At 60.7% G+C, this 18,028-nt stretch carries 13 protein-coding genes; 8 read left to right on the top strand and 5 right to left on the bottom strand.

The window, feature by feature from the left end:
* Nucleotides 1–60: 60 nt before the first annotated feature.
* Entirely contained in the window at nucleotides 61–774 is a 714-nt protein-coding gene (locus tag AB2M62_RS07360) for a DUF6118 family protein (RefSeq protein WP_404338948.1), read from the bottom strand.
* Entirely contained in the window at nucleotides 771–3,791 is a 3,021-nt protein-coding gene (gene traA, locus AB2M62_RS07355; protein WP_404338946.1) for a Ti-type conjugative transfer relaxase TraA, read from the bottom strand. The genes AB2M62_RS07360 and traA overlap by 4 nt, the downstream gene beginning before the upstream one ends.
* 171 nt (nucleotides 3,792–3,962) lie before the next feature.
* Here traA and AB2M62_RS07350 point away from each other — a divergent pair, with 171 nt between their 5' ends.
* The 3 genes from AB2M62_RS07350 to AB2M62_RS07340 are packed head-to-tail and all read left to right on the top strand — an operon-like array spanning nucleotide 3,963 to nucleotide 4,696.
* Complete coding sequence (locus AB2M62_RS07350) at nucleotides 3,963–4,286, top strand: conjugal transfer protein TraD (RefSeq protein WP_404338944.1); 324 nt, start codon at nucleotides 3,963–3,965, stop codon at nucleotides 4,284–4,286.
* Nucleotides 4,249–4,527 carry a conjugal transfer protein TraD gene (locus tag AB2M62_RS07345; protein ID WP_404338942.1) on the top strand — a complete coding sequence of 93 codons (279 nt, stop codon included), beginning with the start codon at nucleotides 4,249–4,251 and terminating at the stop codon, nucleotides 4,525–4,527. Before AB2M62_RS07350 ends, AB2M62_RS07345 begins: the two co-directional genes overlap by 38 nt.
* 7 nt (nucleotides 4,528–4,534) lie before the next feature.
* Entirely contained in the window at nucleotides 4,535–4,696 is a 162-nt protein-coding gene (locus tag AB2M62_RS07340) for a hypothetical protein (RefSeq protein WP_404338940.1), read from the top strand.
* A 3-nt stretch (nucleotides 4,697–4,699) separates the two neighbouring features.
* Here AB2M62_RS07340 and AB2M62_RS07335 read toward each other — a convergent pair whose 3' ends face one another.
* The 3 genes from AB2M62_RS07335 to AB2M62_RS07325 form a co-directional block, all read right to left on the bottom strand.
* The gene (locus AB2M62_RS07335) at nucleotides 4,700–5,623 is read right to left on the bottom strand and encodes a HEPN domain-containing protein (protein ID WP_404338938.1); all 924 of its coding nucleotides are present in this window, start codon (nucleotides 5,621–5,623) and stop codon (nucleotides 4,700–4,702) included.
* Between the two features lie 70 nt (nucleotides 5,624–5,693).
* On the bottom strand, nucleotides 5,694–5,966 hold the full coding sequence (locus AB2M62_RS07330; protein ID WP_404338936.1) for a sigma factor-like helix-turn-helix DNA-binding protein: 273 nt from the start codon (nucleotides 5,964–5,966) through the stop codon (nucleotides 5,694–5,696).
* The gene (locus AB2M62_RS07325) at nucleotides 5,963–6,862 is read right to left on the bottom strand and encodes an ArdC family protein (protein ID WP_404338934.1); all 900 of its coding nucleotides are present in this window, start codon (nucleotides 6,860–6,862) and stop codon (nucleotides 5,963–5,965) included. The genes AB2M62_RS07330 and AB2M62_RS07325 overlap by 4 nt, the downstream gene beginning before the upstream one ends.
* A 516-nt stretch (nucleotides 6,863–7,378) precedes the next feature.
* Here AB2M62_RS07325 and AB2M62_RS07320 point away from each other — a divergent pair.
* From AB2M62_RS07320 to AB2M62_RS07300, 5 genes are all read left to right on the top strand, one after another.
* Nucleotides 7,379–7,579, top strand: a complete 201-nt coding sequence (locus tag AB2M62_RS07320) for a helix-turn-helix transcriptional regulator (protein WP_404338932.1) — start codon at nucleotides 7,379–7,381, stop codon at nucleotides 7,577–7,579.
* Between the two features lie 532 nt (nucleotides 7,580–8,111).
* Nucleotides 8,112–10,985, top strand: a complete 2,874-nt coding sequence (locus AB2M62_RS07315; RefSeq protein ID WP_404338930.1) for an SNF2-related protein — start codon at nucleotides 8,112–8,114, stop codon at nucleotides 10,983–10,985.
* A gap of 41 nt (nucleotides 10,986–11,026) precedes the next feature.
* Complete coding sequence (locus AB2M62_RS07310) at nucleotides 11,027–14,146, top strand: site-specific DNA-methyltransferase (protein WP_404338928.1); 3,120 nt, start codon at nucleotides 11,027–11,029, stop codon at nucleotides 14,144–14,146.
* 1 nt (nucleotide 14,147) lies between these two features.
* On the top strand, nucleotides 14,148–14,609 hold the full coding sequence (locus AB2M62_RS07305; protein ID WP_404338926.1) for a hypothetical protein: 462 nt from the start codon (nucleotides 14,148–14,150) through the stop codon (nucleotides 14,607–14,609).
* On the top strand, nucleotides 14,597–17,950 hold the full coding sequence (locus tag AB2M62_RS07300; protein WP_404338924.1) for a DEAD/DEAH box helicase family protein: 3,354 nt from the start codon (nucleotides 14,597–14,599) through the stop codon (nucleotides 17,948–17,950). The genes AB2M62_RS07305 and AB2M62_RS07300 overlap by 13 nt, the downstream gene beginning before the upstream one ends.
* Nucleotides 17,951–18,028: the final 78 nt, after the last annotated feature.

Genomic DNA, 18,028 nt, shown 5'->3' with positions numbered 1-18,028 from the left:
TTCAAGTTCGCATCGAACCGAGCTGAACAGCCAGAATTGGGCGGAAAACGACGCGGAACGTCAGCTCGGATTGAGCGCAGAAACCTCAATTCGACACTCCACCGCGGTCTTGGGTGGGGCGATGCGGCTACGGCAGGCCGCCAACGCATCCGCGTTATCCTCAACAAGCTGCGCGGCGTCATTCAATCGGCGTACCCGTGCCGGATCAGCAACATGCAGCAGCCGCATTCCAGCGTCCCATTCGCTGCGCTGGAGCACTTGTGCCGCCCGCTGCTCCGGCCAATGCCAACTTTCGGGCACGGACTGTGCGATCCTCGTCGGAACGACAGTCCCGGACGCAAATCCCACCACCACCGCCGCTGTCGCCGCGCCGATGATCCAATGTTTTTGCGTTTCGGCCTTCATCGCGGACGCCACTACGCTTTTTAGCGACTGGATCGCGGAGCCAAGCTCCCGATTGGCGCTGGCCCAGGCCTGGTGATCGGCCGCGCGCACCCTCTCACCGGCTTCCGCGATCTGCGGTGCAAGGGTTTCGGGCGTCAGCGCGATGCCCGGCTTCTCCTTCAGGGATCTAAATGCGCGGACGATTTCCGCCCACTGCTCTAGGATCTTCACGAGGTCCGGCCCGTAATCACGGGCATGCAGTTCCTGCTGGCGCGCTGCAAACCCTTCGACCGCCGCCGTCAGACCCGCCAGCTTTCGGGTCATCGCTTCGAACGCAACCTCCGGGTCGTCGATGTCGCCGGCTGGCTGCGCGGTGGTTTCAGCATTCATAGTCCGATTCCAAGATTGCGCCCTCGGTCGATCGAGAACGTCAGTTGCTGGATGACCGATCGCGTGCGCGCCTGATCGCCGATCGCGGCGCCAATGCCGCCGTCGCGACTACCCGGCGACCATTCGGGGGACCATTGGCGGCCGAGCAGCTCGCTGCCGCGCCGACTGAGGGCAGCGCCGAGCGCCGGGTCCTTTTCGAGGCCCTTCGCCATGGCGCGCATGCAATTCTCGACCGCGCCGCGCGCATCTTCGTCCTGCCAGCCGCTGAGCTTGTCGCGCTGCGCGCGGAGCTGCTGCCAGGCTCGGACGAACCGGTCGGCACGAAGATCGGGGTTGGCGCGCAGCTCGCTTTCCAACTGCATCTGGCGAATGGCATTGGCAGTGCGCCCGTTGGCCGCCTCACCCACCATGCCGGGCTCTCGCACGAACACGGCATCGAGATCGTGCGCGCCATGCCGGTGCATCGCATCGAGCGCCTGCGCGGCCTGCACCCTTGCTGCCTTCTGATATTCCAGCGCGGGCAGGCCTTGCTCGGTCATGCGGCCGATATCCTGCGCGACGCGGGCATAGCGCTGGACCGCAGTGCCAAGCGCGGATTGTCGTTCGACTGGCGTTCGATCTGCCGGCGCCGATAGCTTGAGCCCGTCGAACCGGCTGCGCTTCGGCACCGGCTCGGCGCCAGGAGCGCGCAGCCGCAACCCGTCGAACCTGCCGCGCCGCGGTTGTTGGGGCGCAGTGTGACCGCGATCGACCAGCTGCTCGCGCGCGAGCGTGTCGAGGATTCTCGATCGATCGAAGCCGCGCCGCTCGGCAAAGCGGGTCGTACCCTGGTCGTAGTCGAGCGCGCTGTCCTTCGGCCGATCGCGCGACAGCGTGCGCGCCAGCCGCTGCTCGTCGGCGAAGTCGTCGCGTCCATAATGGAGATGCACTTCGTCACGGTGCCGCGACAGCGCGACATAGGCGGCGTGCCGGTCGATCCCCGGCGTGGCCAGCACGTGAACACGATCAACGGTAAGGCCCTGCGCCTTGTGAATCGTAGCGGCGTAGCCGTGGGTGACGTCCGCATAGTCTTTGACGTCGAACGCCACGTGCCGGCCATCGTCGAGCCGCACTGCCATGCGGGCGCGATCGATCTGTTCGACGGTGCCGAGCGAGCCATTCTTGACGCCCAATTCGCGTTCGTTCCGAAGGAACATGATGCGGTCCTGGGCGGCAAACAAGCGCTCGCCGCGCGTAGTTTTGACAGTAAGTTCAGTGGCTAACGTCCCGTCGCGCTTCATGCGATCCCGGGCCAGCCCATTCAGTTCGTCGCATTCTTCATGTGTGTGCGACAAAATGATCGACGAGCGCGCCGGATCGCAGATCCGGTGGCTATCCCAACGGTCGATCAGCGCCTCGCGCGCCGCCGCGCGCGTCTCCGACTCGAGCGCCATCCCAGCGTCGCGGTAGGCGTGCAGCGCCTCGGCAGTGCGACCTGTGGCCAGCTGGCGCGTGGCATCGCGCTGCCAGTCTTCGCGCTGACGGCGGACCTCGGTAATCTCGATACCGCCGTGGCGCTCGGCCGTGGCGCGGAACGCGGCACCCGCCTCGATTGCTTGAAGCTGCTCCGGATCGCCAACCAGCACGACCTTGGCCCCGCGCTTCTCGGCTTCTGCGATGACGCGCTCCATCTGGCGCGAACCGATCATGCCGGCCTCGTCGATCACCAGCACATGATTGGAGGTGAGCAACTCCCTCCCTTGCGACCATTGATGCTCAAGGCTCGCGATGGTGCGCGAAGCGATGCCCGATCCGCTCTCCAGATTTTCGGCAGCGATGCCCGAGAGTGCGAGCCCGTGTACCTGATAGCCGGCGCGCTCCCATGCCTCGCGCGCAACGCCCAGCATCGCGGATTTCCCGGTGCCGGCGTAGCCGATCACGACGCCGAGATCCTTGGCGTCGGTGACATGCTCAAACGCCGATCGCTGCTCGGCAGAAAGCGCCAGGCCGCGGCGTTCGGCACTGGCGATGGCACGATCGCGATCGTGCTCGGCAACGCGATGGTGTTCCCGCTCCGCAAGCGCCTGCGTCTCGCGCGCGAGACGCTGCTCGGTCTCGATCATGTCGCGGCTCGTGAACCGATCCTCGCCGCGCCCGTCCTTGCCAAGCGCAACCAACTCGGGCGAGCCGCGCACGGCCGCCATTACCTGATCGAACTGGTCTTTCCCCTCGCTATGGCGATGCGCGAACATGGCGAGGTCGCGCGTCGTGAACGTCGCCTGGGTGCGCGTGATCGCATCTAACGTGAGGTCCGGATTGGCGATGATCTTCTCGCCGTTCGAACGCGCGATCTCGCGGTGCTCGCCAACGCGCTCGGATTCGAGACCCTCGGCCGCCATCCGCGACGCTGCCGGGCCGATCTTGTGCTGCGGACCAAGATCGATCCCCTGCGCTTCGAGCGAGCGGTGATCGATCCGCGCATCGATATCCAATTGAGCGAGGCGTTCGTTGACATGCTCGCTCCAGCGCTCGCGCCATTTCTCCAGCAGCTCGGTGCGGTTCCAGTCGCGGTTCTTTTTTCCGAACCCGTCCTCGCCGACCTCACGCATGGTGAGCATCACGTGGGCGTGCGGCTTCGCCAGGCCGTCGGCGCCGATATCCCAATGGACATTGAGATCAGCGATCATCCCCCGGTCGACGAACTCGCGGGCCACGAAGTCGCGAGCCAGAGCGATGCCCTGTTCCTTGGTCATCTCCCTTGGAATTGCGAACTCGATCTCGCGCGCGAGCTGCGCGTCGATCCGCTTCTCCGCCGCCTCGACCTCGTTCCACAGCTTCTCGCGAACTGACAGGTGCTCCGGTGCACCTTCCGGCAGCATCACTTCGGAATGGACGACGCCTGCCTTGTTCGAGAAGTCGTGGTGCCGGTCGAGCCGCTGGTCGTGCAGGCGCGAAGCAGAGCGATAGGCCGCCGACGCCAGCGCCGATGAGCCCGCGGCGCGCGAGATGACTTTGGCCGAAAAATGGTAGATTGCCATGGCGGCAATCCACTTACACTATTCAAGCGACGTTGGCACAACGTATAAGCGCGCCCTCGAAAGAATTCATCTTTCTCGGGAAATACTTGTCTCAAGAAGTTCCACGGCATTTGCGCTGATCGACGCAGTACCTAACTGGCATCTTCCACGATGGCAATTGAGGATGGTGTGATGCGCAAACCCCGCGACTATGATTCGGAACTGAAGGCCCTCGACGACAAGGCGAAGTTGCTCAAGGAACGGCGATTGCACCAGCTCGGCGAACTGGTTGTCGCGACCGGCGCGGATGTGCTGCCGGTCGAGCAGCTGGCAGGCATTCTGCTCGCTGCCGTCGAGTCCAGCGAAACAGCCGCGAAGGAGGGCTGGCGCAAGCGGGGCGCGGCCTTCTTTCAAGGATCGCGCAAGGCTCGCAGGAGCGGTCGCCAGGACACGCGCGACGCTGCGTCGGGCGATGGCGATGCGCAATCGGCGCTCCGCCAGGATCGCGCGCAATGACACGCGCAGGTGGGTGGTGAAGCGCCGCGAGCGAACTCGCCAGCTGATCGAACTTGGCGGCCTCGTCGCCAAGGCCGGGCTGATCGACCTGACCGATGACGATCGCGCCGTGATCTTCGGATTGCTGGTCGAAGGCGCCGCGAAGTTGCGCGGCGAGCGCGGGAACGAAGCGCTCGCGCTATGGCGGCGTCGTGGGCAACGCGCGTTCTCACTTGCCGATGATGACGAAGCATCGCCATAGCGCCCCGATGCAGGACGACCTTCAGGCGGCGATCGCCGCCATCATCACGCGCACGCCCGAATGGGTGCGGCAGGAATTGCTGTCGAAGGAGCAGGCAACACGCGCCCGCGCCGAGGAAGCGCTCGCCGCGATGATCGCGGGTGCGCTGAAGGATGCGCGAGCCGCCTGACAATCAGGCGGCGGCGCTGCGCTCCAGCTGGGCGATGCGCTCTTCACAGATGGCCTGAACCGCTTGCCCGAGCAATTCGACGCGCTCGCTGAGCCACGCCAGTTCCTCTTCGCTGATCCGGAAGTGCTTCGAGTATCGCGCTTTCACATAGGCTTCCTTCAACTTCTGGAAGCGGGAGCGGTCGGCGCGATTGTCGCGCGGCCACGCGTCAATCAGGCGAGGATCGATCCGCTCGGCCTGGGTGCGGAGGAAGCCGAGATTGTGCACGTGCGGCGTGTAGAAGGTGCAGACCAGTAGCACGCAGTGATAGAGGCGTTCGGTGGTCTGATGAAGGTCGAACGCCGCATCCCGCAAAAAGCCCTTAGAGATATCGAAACCCGCGATCTCGAAGCGCTTCATCGCGCTGGGAAACCACTCCTCGAAATATTCCCGCGCCATGGCCAGCGCCTGCTCGGGCGTCTTGGGCTTCGGCTCATGGAATTCGGTGTCCGCGCTCTGATAGAGCGCGATGCCATCGCGGGCGATGTCCATGAAGAAATAGCGGCCATGCGCGAGACCGTCGTTCACTTCGTGCATCGTGTGGACGATGAAATTGACGGGCGTGCGCAGCGTCTTAGTGATTGCCAGCTCGCGGTCGAGCCGATCCTCGGCGGTCGACCAAAACTCGATGCGGTCGGTCAGTTTCTCGTTGTTGACGATGACGAGCAGGTCGAAATCCGACTGATAGCCCTTGGCGGTGTGCGGTTCGTCCACCCAACCGCCGCGCGCATAGCTGCCGTAGAGAATGACCTTGAGGATGCGCGCATTCTTCTTCCAGTCAGATGTCGCAATCGCGGTCGCGTCGCCGAATTCCTCGAACAGGATCTGGAAGACGCGCTCCAGCTCGCGCTGTTTGGCCGGTGGAAGATGGTCGAGACTGGTCTGCATATTCGCCGATCCTAACGCCATGAAGGTGCTTGGGACAGCCTCGCCGGACAGGCCGGCGAGGCTGCGCTGATCATCGCCGCCGCCTATCGGTGATCAGTCGCAGGACGCGCTTCCACCACGGCACCGGAGGGCGCCCGTCGAACGCTTCAAGCAACGTGACCATGCTCCGCGCGAAATGCCGCTCGACCTGGCTAACGCTGAGCCCCGTCCGCTCGGCGATCTCGGCATAGGACAGGTCGTCCACCCGGATCGCGAGGAAGATTTCGCGCCGCAGTTTCGGCATGCGCTGAAGCCCGGCCTCGAGCCGCTCGATGATCTCGGCTTCGGTGAGGTTCTCGCTCATGACAGCGCCTCCCCGGAAGGCGCGAAGGCCAGCAGATAATCCGCCGCCTTGCTGGCTGCACTCGCCGCGCGGAAGATCGCGCGCTCGTCCTCGCGCAGAACCGCAAGCCATGATCCGACATAGTCGGCATGCCGCACGGTCGGCCGGATCGCCAACGACGCGCAGGAAAAGGCGCTTGCCAGCTCGGCCACCAGTTCCTCGCGGGCATAATCGGCACTGCCGAACCCGCCACGCTGGTTGCGGTCCAGCCGGCTGCGATGCCCGGTCCAGTGGCCAAGCTCGTGGAGCGCGGTGCGATACCAGTTGATCGGCTCGCCGAACGCTGCCTGCGGCGGCACCGCGACATAATCGCCGCTAGGGGAATAAAAGGCCTCGCCGCCCCCGATCCGGAAGTCCGCGGCGCTCGCTTCGATCAGGCTGCGAACCTGCGGCAGTATCTCCGCCTCGGCCGGAAGCTCGGGCAACTCGGTCAGCCGCTCGGGCAATCCCTCGCACTGCGCGACATTGAACACCGTGAACCGCTTGAGGAACGCCAGCTGCCGCGCCTCGCGGTCCTCGTCGCGCGCACGTTCCGCTTCGTCCTTGGGCGTGAACCGATCCGCATAGCAGACGGTCGTTCCCCGCTCGCCCTTGCGGACATTGCCGCCCGCTGCCTGTGCCTGCCGGTAGGTCAGCCACCGCTGCGAGGCATAGCGGCCTTCGATCACCGCCGCCCAGAGGATCAGGACATTGATCCCCGAATAGCGCCGCCCGGTCACTGCATTGGCAGGCATGGTGCACCCGCAGGCCGCAGCATCCCAAGGCTGCACCCAGGGCAGCCGCCCTTCCTCCAGCTCGGCAATCACCCGCGACGTCACTTCGGCATAAAGGCTCGCACGCTCGTTTCCGGTCCTCATTTCTCCTCACTCCTTCAAAACCACCGCAACCGGCGCCGGAATGGCGGGGGTGGGCGGCAGGAGCGGACCGACGATCCCGCCGACAGAGGCGGGCCGCACCCGAAGGGCCGGAACGAAGAGAAGGACCCCGGCGCAGCCGGGGTTGCGGCACGCCGCGGCGGGTTCAAAGGGTAGCGACGCCCACCTCCGCCAGATCGAAGCCGGAGGCCAACGCCATCGCGCCTGCGTGATGACAGAATTCGGAAGCGCAGCTCCGACCTGCGTCAGCCGATCGTCATCCGAACGGACCGAGACGCCGAAGAGCGACTCGGCGCCGCGCAGCGGTGTAGAGCGCGGTCACGCCGCAGGCGTGAGACGCCATGGGATTCCACCCTCGAAAATCGAACCTACGCCAGGGTACGTCTTTGGACGCCACAGGGTCCTTTATAAGGACTTCGGACCCCACCCCCTTGCACCATCGGCTCAATTCTCAATCCTGTTCGCGGGGAGCCAGACCGACGCAGACAGGATTAAGCCATGACCGAGACCCCCGACCGCATCCTCCGCCTGAAGACCGTGCTCGAACGCACCGGGCTCAGCCGCTCGACGATGTACCGCAAGATGCAGAACGGCACCTTCCCGCGGAACATCCAGATCAGCACCCGCTGCAAGGGCTGGCGAGAGTCAGCCGTGAACCAATGGATGCGCAACCCGATATTCTTTGAGGCGTCCGACTGAGCGATGCGAAGCAGGATTTGGCCCCGCCCCGCAGGTCTGGTTAGCGCCCCCTTTCGGCTATTCAGGAGGCCGCGGACCTCGATCCATTGCGGCCTGTCCGGTGTCCGCTGTTCGGAAAAAAAGCCGCCTGACCGGAGATGCCCTCGCGCGCGTCCAGAATGGGAAATCGGACAGGCTGCTACCAAGAGCCGAAAATTAGGGGCTGAGAGTCTTGAATGGGTCGGCAGCCGCCCGCAGCGAGAGCCACATCTGGGACAAAGCCGACGCTCCCTCCGCTGCTATACGAGTTCAGGTTAAGGGCCTACCTTGGGATCCCTTTCGCAGGGGCGGCTCGGGGCTTTAGGGCGTTAATGCTAGCTCGCTGCGTAAGCGCGTCCATCAGGAAAAACGATTGCGATTGAACAAAAATTGCCGGTGGGAGAGAGCCTGCGGACGAACTCTCTCGTCCAAGCTGCACGAAGACAGGTGATGCTGGACCGGAAAGCTGCGTGGGCGCTCGACAGGCAGACGGTCATTTGCCTACACACATCACATGCCAACTGCATACCACAGTAAATACATTGCCTACGATCTGACAAAGCAGGCGCCACCGGGCGATGCCGACCAACTCTCGATGTCTCTATTCGACGCATCGGTCGATCTTAATCCCCATCAGATCGAAGCAGCGATGTTTGCTTTACAGTCACCAATCTCAGACGGGGCCATACTCGCTGATGAGGTCGGGCTAGGAAAGACCATCGAAGCGGGGATCGTACTTTGCCAAAAATGGGCAGAGCGCAAAAGACGACTTCTAATCATTTGCCCGGCATCAATCCGGCAGCAATGGGCCAACGAGCTGACGGAGAAATTCAACCTTCCGGCAGTCGTCATTGATGCCAAAACGCACCGATCACTTCGACGCGAAGGCCACGCCTTGCCGCTGGAGCAAAAGGCCGTGGTCATCCTGTCGTATCATTACGCGGCCAAGCTGCAGGACGAGCTTCGTCATATCGCTTGGGACCTCGTTGTTATCGACGAGGCTCACAAGCTCCGCAACGCCTATCGCCCGAGCAATCGTATTGGCCAGGCTCTACGCTGGGGGACTGAAGGCCGCAAAAAGCTCCTACTCACGGCCACGCCGCTTCAAAACAGCCTGATGGAACTCTACGGGCTGACATCGTTCATTGACGAGAACATTTTCGGTGACGCGAATGCCTTCCGCGCCAAATACGTAAACGCTGGCGGCGACATCCCTGGTTTGCGCCAACGGCTGGCGACATTCTGCAAGCGCACCCTGCGCAAGCAGGTTTTGGAATACGTCCGCTACACCCAGCGCCGGGCCGTAACGCAGCCGTTCTGCCCGACGGACGCCGAGCAGGCGCTTTACGACGCCATTTCAAAATTTCTGCAGCGCGAGGACAGCTACGCGATCCCGGCGCGGCAGCGGCATCTGACCGCCCTGATCCTGCGCAAGTTACTCGCATCATCTTCACACGCCATCGCGGGCACGTTGGCCACGTTGCAACAGCGGCTGGTTGATCTTCGCGACGGTGCCGAGCCAGATGACAACTGGACCGACGACATCATCACAGCCGAGGAGATCGAGGAGGAATTGCTCGACGAATGGCTTGCCGATGAAGATGAAGCCGACCAGTCACCCACCGTCATCGAGCCGGCTCGGCTCCGCTCCGAAATTGACGAGATTGCCGCGCTGGCAGCAATGGCACGCGCGATCGGCACCGACACAAAGTCCAAGGCCCTGCTCACCGCACTCGACATCGGTTTTTCCGAACAGGGCCGGATGGGAGCCGCCCGTAAAGCTCTGATCTTCACAGAATCCCGCCGCACCCAGGATTACCTCTACGCTTTCCTCGAATCCCATGGATATGCCGGGCAGGTCGTCACCTTCAGCGGCACCAACAGTGGTCCGCGCACAGCCGAAATTTATGACCAGTGGGTCAAGGGCAGTACCAACATTGGTCGGGTCACGGGATCTCGCGCTATCGACCTTCGCAGCGCCCTGATCGACGAATTCCGAGACCGTGCCTCGATCATGATCGCCACCGAGGCTGCGGCCGAAGGTGTGAACCTGCAGTTCTGCTCACAGGTAATCAATTACGATTTGCCCTGGAACCCGCAGCGGATCGAGCAGCGCATCGGCCGCTGCCACCGCTACGGACAGACCCACGATGTTATCGTAATCAATTTCCTGAACGAACGTAACGATGCCGATCAGCGGGTTCACGCCCTGCTGACCGAAAAGTTCAACCTGTTCGACGGTGTTTTCGGTGCATCCGATGACGTGTTGGGCTCGATTGAATCTGGCGTTGATTTCGAGAAGCGGATTCTGGCGATCTACCAGAACTGCCGTACACCAGACGAAATCGTTGCGGCGTTCGATGCCCTGCAGGCCGAGCTCGACGAACAGATCAACGCCCGCATGGAAGATACCCGCAAGGCCCTGCTGGAGCACTTCGACGAGGACGTTCACGCAAGGCTGCGACTTCGGTTGGAAAATGCGCGCCAGCAACTTGATCGGGTAGGCCGCGCCTTCTGGAACCTGACCGAATTTGTGCTCCAGGACCGCGCCAGCTTTGATGAAGAGGCGCTGACGTTCGAACTGACGTCACCTCCCGCAGCGGACATTCCCAAGGGCCGGTACCATCTGATATCCCGGAATGCCGCCGGTCACCGCCCCGCGGCCGAGCACGGCTATTTCCTCTACCGTCTCTCGCACCCGCTCGGCGAATGCGTGATAGAGCAGGCCAAAGCAGCCGAAACACCCATAGCCGAGTTGTGCTTTGACATTTCCTCGCATCCGGGGCGAGTCGCGGTTGCCGAAGCACTGAAGGGCCGGAGCGGCTGGCTAACCCTGCGGCGCCTGACTGTGTCCGCGTTCGAAACTGAAGAATACCTGCTGTTCTCTGCTATCGATGATGCCGGGCGATCCATCGACCAGGAAGCCTGTACAAAGCTGTTCGGCATCGCCGCGACGGTTCACGAATGTGCCATCCGGCCACCGGACCTGTCCGCCCGGCTGGATGCCGAAGCCGATCAGCACGTTCGCGCTACGCTCAACCGGTCACTGGAGGCCAACAACAAGCATTTCGCAGTCGCCCGCGATCGGCTGGAGCAGTGGGCGGAAGACAAGATTTTCGCTGCTGAAAAGGCGTTGAGGGACACCAAGGAGCAGATCAAAATGCTCCGCCGAGAGGCCCGTCAGGCCACCACTCTGGAGGAAGAGCACGGCTTCCAGTCACGGATCCAGGAGCTGGAGCGCCGCCAGCGCAAGCAGCGACAGGACATCTTTGCCCAAGAGGATGAAATCGCCGACAAACGTGATGAGCTGATCGCCGGGCTGCAGAAGCGCATGCAGCGTGCGCAATCGAGTGAAACCTTGTTCACGATCCGCTGGTCCGTCGTATAGGACTACAGACGCATTGAGAGAATCCGGGAAGTACCGAAAGAATGAGCAATTTCGACGCGCTGGTCACCAAACTTCGTGAAATTTTCCAGATTGACCGGCCCGAGCTGGATTTCGGCGTCTATCGCATCCTCAATGCCCGCGCCGGCGAGATCGATGCCTATCTGACCACCCGGCTCAGGGAGCAGGTGGCAGAGGCGTTTACCGCAGGCGCCGCCGCCAACACCGACGCGCTGGCGAAGGAGCTGACCGACAAGATCGCTCAATATGAAGCCGACGGCGTCAATCCGGACACCGTGCCTGCCGTGCAGAAGCTCCGCGAGGCCATCGCTGCCGCCACCACCGGTGCGTCAGAGCATGAAAATCAGGTCTTTTCCCACCTGCTGACCTTCTTCTCGCGCTACTACGACAAGGGCGATTTCATCAGCCAGCGCCGGTACAAGGGCGATACCTATGCCATCCCCTATTCTGGGGAAGAGGTCGTGCTCCACTGGGCCAACAAGGACCAGTATTACACCAAGTCCGGCGAAGCGTTCAGCAACTACGGCTTCAAGCTGGAAGATGGGCGGTCGGTGCAATTCCGGCTGGTCGCGGCCGACACCGCCAAGGACAATCGCAAGGACAATGACAAGGAGCGCAGGTTCGTCCTGGCCGAAGCCCGCACCGTCACCCGGATTGACGAGGATGGCGAGGAATACGACGAAACCATCGTCCCCGTCAGCGAGGAAGACGGCGCTCTGGTGATCCGCTTCGATTACAAGGCAATGCCCAAGGGCACGAAACAGGACGCGCTGGTCAGCCAGGCGGTCGCCGCCGTGCTGGCGGACGAGGCAGTCAAGGCGCGTTGGCTGGGCCTGACCGAGCGTGCGCCGACAGACAGCAACCCCCAGCGCACCATTCTGGAAAAGTGCCTCACCAACTATACCCAGAAGAACACCGCCGACTATTTCATTCACAAAAACCTGGGCGGGTTCCTGCGACAGGAGCTGGATTTCTACATCAAGAACGAGGTCATGAACCTTGACGACGTGCAGAATGCGGCGGCGTTCGGCGCGATCGAGAAGAACCTGCGCATGATCCAGTGCCTGCGCACCATAGCGCTGCATCTGATCGCCTTCCTAGCGCAGATAGAGGACTTCCAGAAGAAGCTCTGGCTCAAGAAGAAGTTCGTCGTGTCGGCGCATTATTGCGTCACGCTCGACCGGGTGCCGGAGGAGCTTTCCCCGGCGATTGCCGCCAATCCGGCACAGTGGGCACAGTGGCACAATCTAGGAATGCGCGACAGCGCGGAGGCTGGCAGCATAAGTGACCTCAAGGCATCGCCTTATCTGATGGTGGACACAGCATTGTTCGAGTCAGCGTTCCGGGCCGATCTCCTGAAAGCCATTCCTGATTTGGATGCCAGCACCGACGGGATATTGGTACATGGGGATAATTTCCAGGCACTGACGCTGTTGACCGAGCGATACAGGGGATGCGTCAAAGCCACTTACATTGACCCGCCTTACAACACCGACGCGTCGGCCATTAACTACAAGAATGGCTACAAGTCCTCTTCATGGGCGTGCTTGTTGCAAAGTCGTCTAGCCGCAGGTGCGCCGCTTATGCGCAGTGACGGCGTCCTCATGGCCGCTATCGATGATGTGCAATTCCGAGAGCTTTCCTTTATTTGCCAGGATGTCTTTGCCGGTAACCTGCTTGGCACCTTCTCCATTCGGGCAAATCCATCTGGCCGACCAACTCAAACAGGTTACTCGATCTCTCATGAGTACTTGATCGCCGCTGGCGCTTCAGATCAGGCAACGATTGGTCGGCTGCCACCGACGCCAGACCAAACGGCTCGCTTCAATCAAATTGATGCGGATGGTCCATTCGAATGGCGAAACTTGCGGCGTGAGGGATCGGACTCAAACCGACGAGATCGCCCACGCATGTATTACCCCATATATCTCACGTCCAATTCTTATCGCGTACCTCAAATGGAATGGAACTTGGATCGCAACGAGTGGACCATTCTAGAACAACCCAACGACGATGAGCAGGTAGCGTGGCCGACGAACGATGAGGGTCACGAAAAGAGGTGGCGGTGGGAGTCTGAGACAGTCCGCGCAGCCGGCAACCAAATCCAAGTCCGCGCCGATCGCTCTGGACGCTTGTATCCTTATTTGAAGCGTCGCCCGCACGAGCTCGGCGTTGTATCAGTTTCGACTTGGAATGATGCAAAGTACTCCGCAACAGAGCATGGAACCGCTTTAATTAAAGATCTATTTGGAACCTCTGTATTTTCTTATCCAAAATCTATTCATGCTGTTCGTGACGCAATTTACATTTCCGGATGCAATAAGTTAGACGCACTTGCTCTAGATTATTTTGGAGGATCCGGCACGACAGCTCACGCGATTATAGAACTCAATCGGTCAGATGGTGGTCGGCGCAAATATATAATTGTTGAGCAAGGAGAGTACTTCGACCCTGTTCTGAAGCCTCGTGTTCAAAAGACTGTCTATTCGAAAGAATGGGATAACGGGCATCCGACGACTCCCCAGACCGGCGTTAGCCACGCCTTCAAGGTCCTTAGGATCGAGAGCTACGAGGACACGCTGAACAACCTGAACCTACGGCGCGACGACCGGCAGGGTGCATTGCTCGATGCCATGAGCGACGAGGCGCGCGACGATTATCTGATGCGCTACATGCTCAATGTAGAAGCGCGCGGGTCGCTGCTGTCAGTAGAGGATTTCCGCAAGCCGTTCGACTATACGCTCAACATCGCGGTCGACAGCGCGGGCGCCTATGAACCGCGCAAGGTCGATTTGATCGAAACCTTCAACTACCTGATCGGCCTCACCGTTCGGCACATCGACATTCAGCACAAGCAGGGCTTTGTGACGGTCGAGGGAACATTGCCGACTGGCGAGAAGACGCTGATCCTGTGGCGCGATTGCGAAGTGCTCGATTACGAAGGCCTGACCCGTTTGTGCGACAAGCTGGCGATCAACCCGGCGGACAGTGAATACGAGATTGTCTATCTCAACGGGGACCACAACATCCCATCGGTGCTGACCGCCAGCGGGGCTGAAGGGGAGGTCACTAAGGTCTTGAAGCTACGCCAGATTGAGCCGACTTTTCTGGAGGCCATGTTCTCTAATGTGGAGGGGGCCTGATATGGACCAGATCCCGGTTCGACCAGCCAATCCCGACGACAGGTCTAATGCCGCTATTTTGTCGTTCGGAGCGAAATGGGCTGATCCGATCAAGCGTGGCGCAATCACGTGGGTTATCAGAAAGCGAGTGCCATTGGTGACGAAGCCTGAATTTGTCTATTTCCACGTGAATGCCCCTGTCAGTGCGATAATCGCTCGGGGCAAAGTCGGCACCATTGAGAGGGTTTCTGCCAATTTTGCCGCGGAGCACCACCAATATCTCGAAATGACTAAGGGCGACATCCTGTCTTATGTAGGCAATTCCCCCACAATTGGCCTCTTTAAATTCGAAAATATCGAAATTGCTCCTAAGGCCGCGACGATAACTGAGCTGACCCAGACGCTTGAATACTTCGCGCCACAGAGCTTCTCTTTCGTTTCCAGGGAGGCACTGCCGATTATTGATAAGGCGTGTGGTTTCTGATGGCTCGAGCTCCTCGCGCCGCGCGTGCTCGGCGCACGTTCCACCAGGAGCTGGTGCTCAACCGCTGGATGCTAAGCCATTTCAAGGGCGGATCGCTTTCCGCGCTTAAGGAACGGCTGGGCGAAGACCGGCACGAAGGCATTGACGACGACGGCCAAACTCGCTTCTTCCACGAGTTCACCCGCAATCTGTTCGACATGGACCGGATCAGCGAGGCCGAGCTGCGCCGCTATGACCTGAACATCGTTCGGCACTGGCAGGCCATCACCCACCGTCGGAACGCTGCCGATGGCGTGATCCTGACGCTCAAGTACTTCCAGTACCTGTCACTGCTGTTCTCGGAGATCTACCTGGACTGGTATTTCAATCGACGCCAGCAGCTGCTCGATGGATTGAACGAACAGATGGCCGCATACCGGCTGGAACCAGGCGTAGAGAATTTTCGCGACTACACGGCGGACGACCTCAACAAACTGGCTTTTTGGAACGCGACCGGCAGCGGCAAGACGCTGCTGCTGCACGTCAACATCCACCAGTATCTGCACTACTTCCAGGCGGGTAAGACCAATGTCTGGCCAGACCGCATCATCCTGCTGACGCCGAACGAAGGCCTGTCGCGCCAGCATCTGGAGGAATTCCGCCTTTCCGGCATCAACGCCCACCTGTTCGACAAGAACCAGTCTGACAGCCTCTACAAGGGCTGGATCGATGTCATCGAGGTAACCAAGCTGGCCGAGGAGATGGGCGACAAGACTGTCGCCACAGGGGCCTTCGAAGGCAACAACCTCGTCTTGGTCGACGAAGGCCACCGGGGCGCCGGTACGGCTGGCGGCGTGTGGATGGCCCGGCGCGCGGCGCTGGTCCGCGGCGGGTTCGCCTTCGAATACAGCGCCACCTTCAGCCAGTCGGTCGCCAAGGGCGCCACGGTCGAAAAGGCCGAGCAGGACATTCTGAATGCCAAGGCTCGTCGCCAGTTTGCAAAGACCTATCGACAGCTCGACGAGAGCGAGAAGGCGCAGGTCGCGCTTACATCGGCCGACGATGCTCGCGCCCGGATCGAAGGCGTTCGCGAAGCTTATGCCAAGGCCGTGCTGATCGATTACAGCTACAAGTATTTCTACGCCGATGGCTATGGCAAGGAATCGCTGATCCTGAATCTGGACGATGCCGGGTACGACAAGCACGGTGCGCTCTATTTCACAGCCTGCCTGCTCAGCTTCTACCAGCAGCTCTGGCTGTGGGACACGCGCCGCGACCGGATTGCCGAATTCAATATCGACAAGCCCCTGTGGGTATTCGTCGGCAATACCGTGTCGGGCGAAGACAGCGATGTTCTTGCCGTGCTCGAGTTCCTGGCCTCGTTCCTCAACGATGACGGGCAGGCAATCGAATGGATCGCCGACCTGATCGCGGACAAGGCACGACTGCTGGATCCCAAGGGCAACGACGTGTTCGCGGGGCGATTCTCGCCGCTCATGCAGCGCGATGCGGAAACGATTTATGCCGATATCCTTCGCCGCCTGTTCAATGCCGAAGCGCGCCAGCGGCTCAAGCTGGTCAACCTAAAGGGCAGCAAGGGCGAGCTGGCCCTTCGCGTCGGCAATGCACCGCACTTCGGTGTCATCAACATTGGCGACGATGCCGGGTTCTTCAAAACCGCCGAGGATGCCGAAGCCTTCGACACGGAAACTGACGACTTCGGAAGCGGGCTCTTCAGCACGATCAATCAGGAAGGCAGCAAGCTCAACGTCCTGATTGGGTCGCGCAAGTTCACCGAAGGCTGGTCCAGCTGGCGGGTTTCGACCATGGGCCTCCTGAACATGGGGCAAGGCGAAGGCTCACAGATCATCCAGCTGTTCGGGCGTGGCGTGCGCCTGAAGGGCAAGGGAATGTCGCTCAAGCGCTCGCTTCCCCATGAACGGCCCAAGGGCGTCCATCTGGAGCGGCTGGAAACGCTCAACATCTTCGGCGTGCGCGCCAATTATATGGCAGCCTTCAAGGATTACCTGAAGGAAGAAGGAATTACGCCCAGCGACGAGATCATTGAGCTGGATTTCCCCACCAAGTCCAACCTGCCTGCGGGCAAGCGCCTCAAGACACTCAAGCTGAAGGACGGCTACAAGGACAACCAGATCAAGGGCTTCAAGCGCACGCACTTCCCTTGGCTGTATGAAGTGCCAGCGGATTTCGTCGGCAAGATCAAGCTGCCGCAAGCCACGCTTGACCTCTATCCGAGGATCGAGGCGCTCAGCACGAAGGATAATGGCGCAGCCAAGGTAGCCCCCGATGCGCGTTACAAGGGTAAGCTAGATCGTGCCGCCATGGCCATGTTCGACTGGGACGCGGTGTTTCTTGCATTGCAGGAATACAAGCTACTGAAGGCCTGGAGCAATCTTCGACTGGACCGGCAACGTCTGATCGACTTTTGCACCGGCGGCGATGCCTGGTACACGTTGTACATTCCCCAAGCAGAGCTGGTAATTAACGGCTTTGCCGACGTCACCAAGCAGCAGGACATTTTGGTCCAACTGCTGACCGAATATACCGACCGCTTCTATCAAGCGCTAAAAGCCGGGTATGAGGGGCAGTTCTACGACGTCGCCTACATCACCGATGATCACGGATCGATGCTCAAGCTCTATCAGTTCGAGATCGATGCCACCGACGATGGCCGGGAATACGAGACCAAGCTAAAAGTTCTCAGGGATTTGGTCTCGGCTGGCAAGATCGGCGAAGCGAGCCAGTGGAATGCGCCCCACATGGTCGCGATCAGCTTTGCCCGCCATCTATATTATCCGCTGATGGCGCCTGACGTGACCGGTAACTTGCCTCTGAAGATGCGTCCGCTGGCCTTCGATTCCCCTAGCGAGGTTCAGTTCGTTCGCGATCTCGAGGCGTTCTACAATTCATCGGTCGCCAAAGAGCTGCTCGCTGGGCGGAGCCTGTATCTGCTGCGTAATGCAGACACGCAGGCGAAAGGCTTAGGCTTCGCAAGAGCCGGCAATTTCTATCCCGACTTTTTGCTATGGGTGGTCGATGATGCGACGGGCCAGCAATGGCTCAGCTTTGTTGACCCTAAGGGCATCCGGAACCTCGACCTCAACGACCCCAAGCTGGGACTCTACTCCGAGATCAAGGAACGTCAGAAGGAGCTAGACGATCCGGACCTGATCCTGAATGCCTTCATCCTCTCTTACACCCGGTACAGCGACCTTTTGAACGTCGGGACTGTTGGTTCAAAGGCCGATCTGGAAGCGCGCAATGTGCTTTTCATGGACGATGGCTCGGAGAGGTATCTGAGCAAGATGCTGAAGAGCATCGACGCTGTCTCAACGGCGTGATTCCGAAGACTTGGATGGCGGACGTTGATGCATCCGCCATCCACCCATCGCCCATGACCCATGACCCATGACCCAACG

Origin of the sequence: Sphingomonas sp. MMS12-HWE2-04 (assembly GCF_044881185.1) — a bacterium.
In the GTDB taxonomy this organism is placed as follows: Bacteria; Pseudomonadota; Alphaproteobacteria; order Sphingomonadales; family Sphingomonadaceae; genus Sphingomonas.
This window is presented reverse-complemented; position numbering and strand designations above follow the sequence as displayed.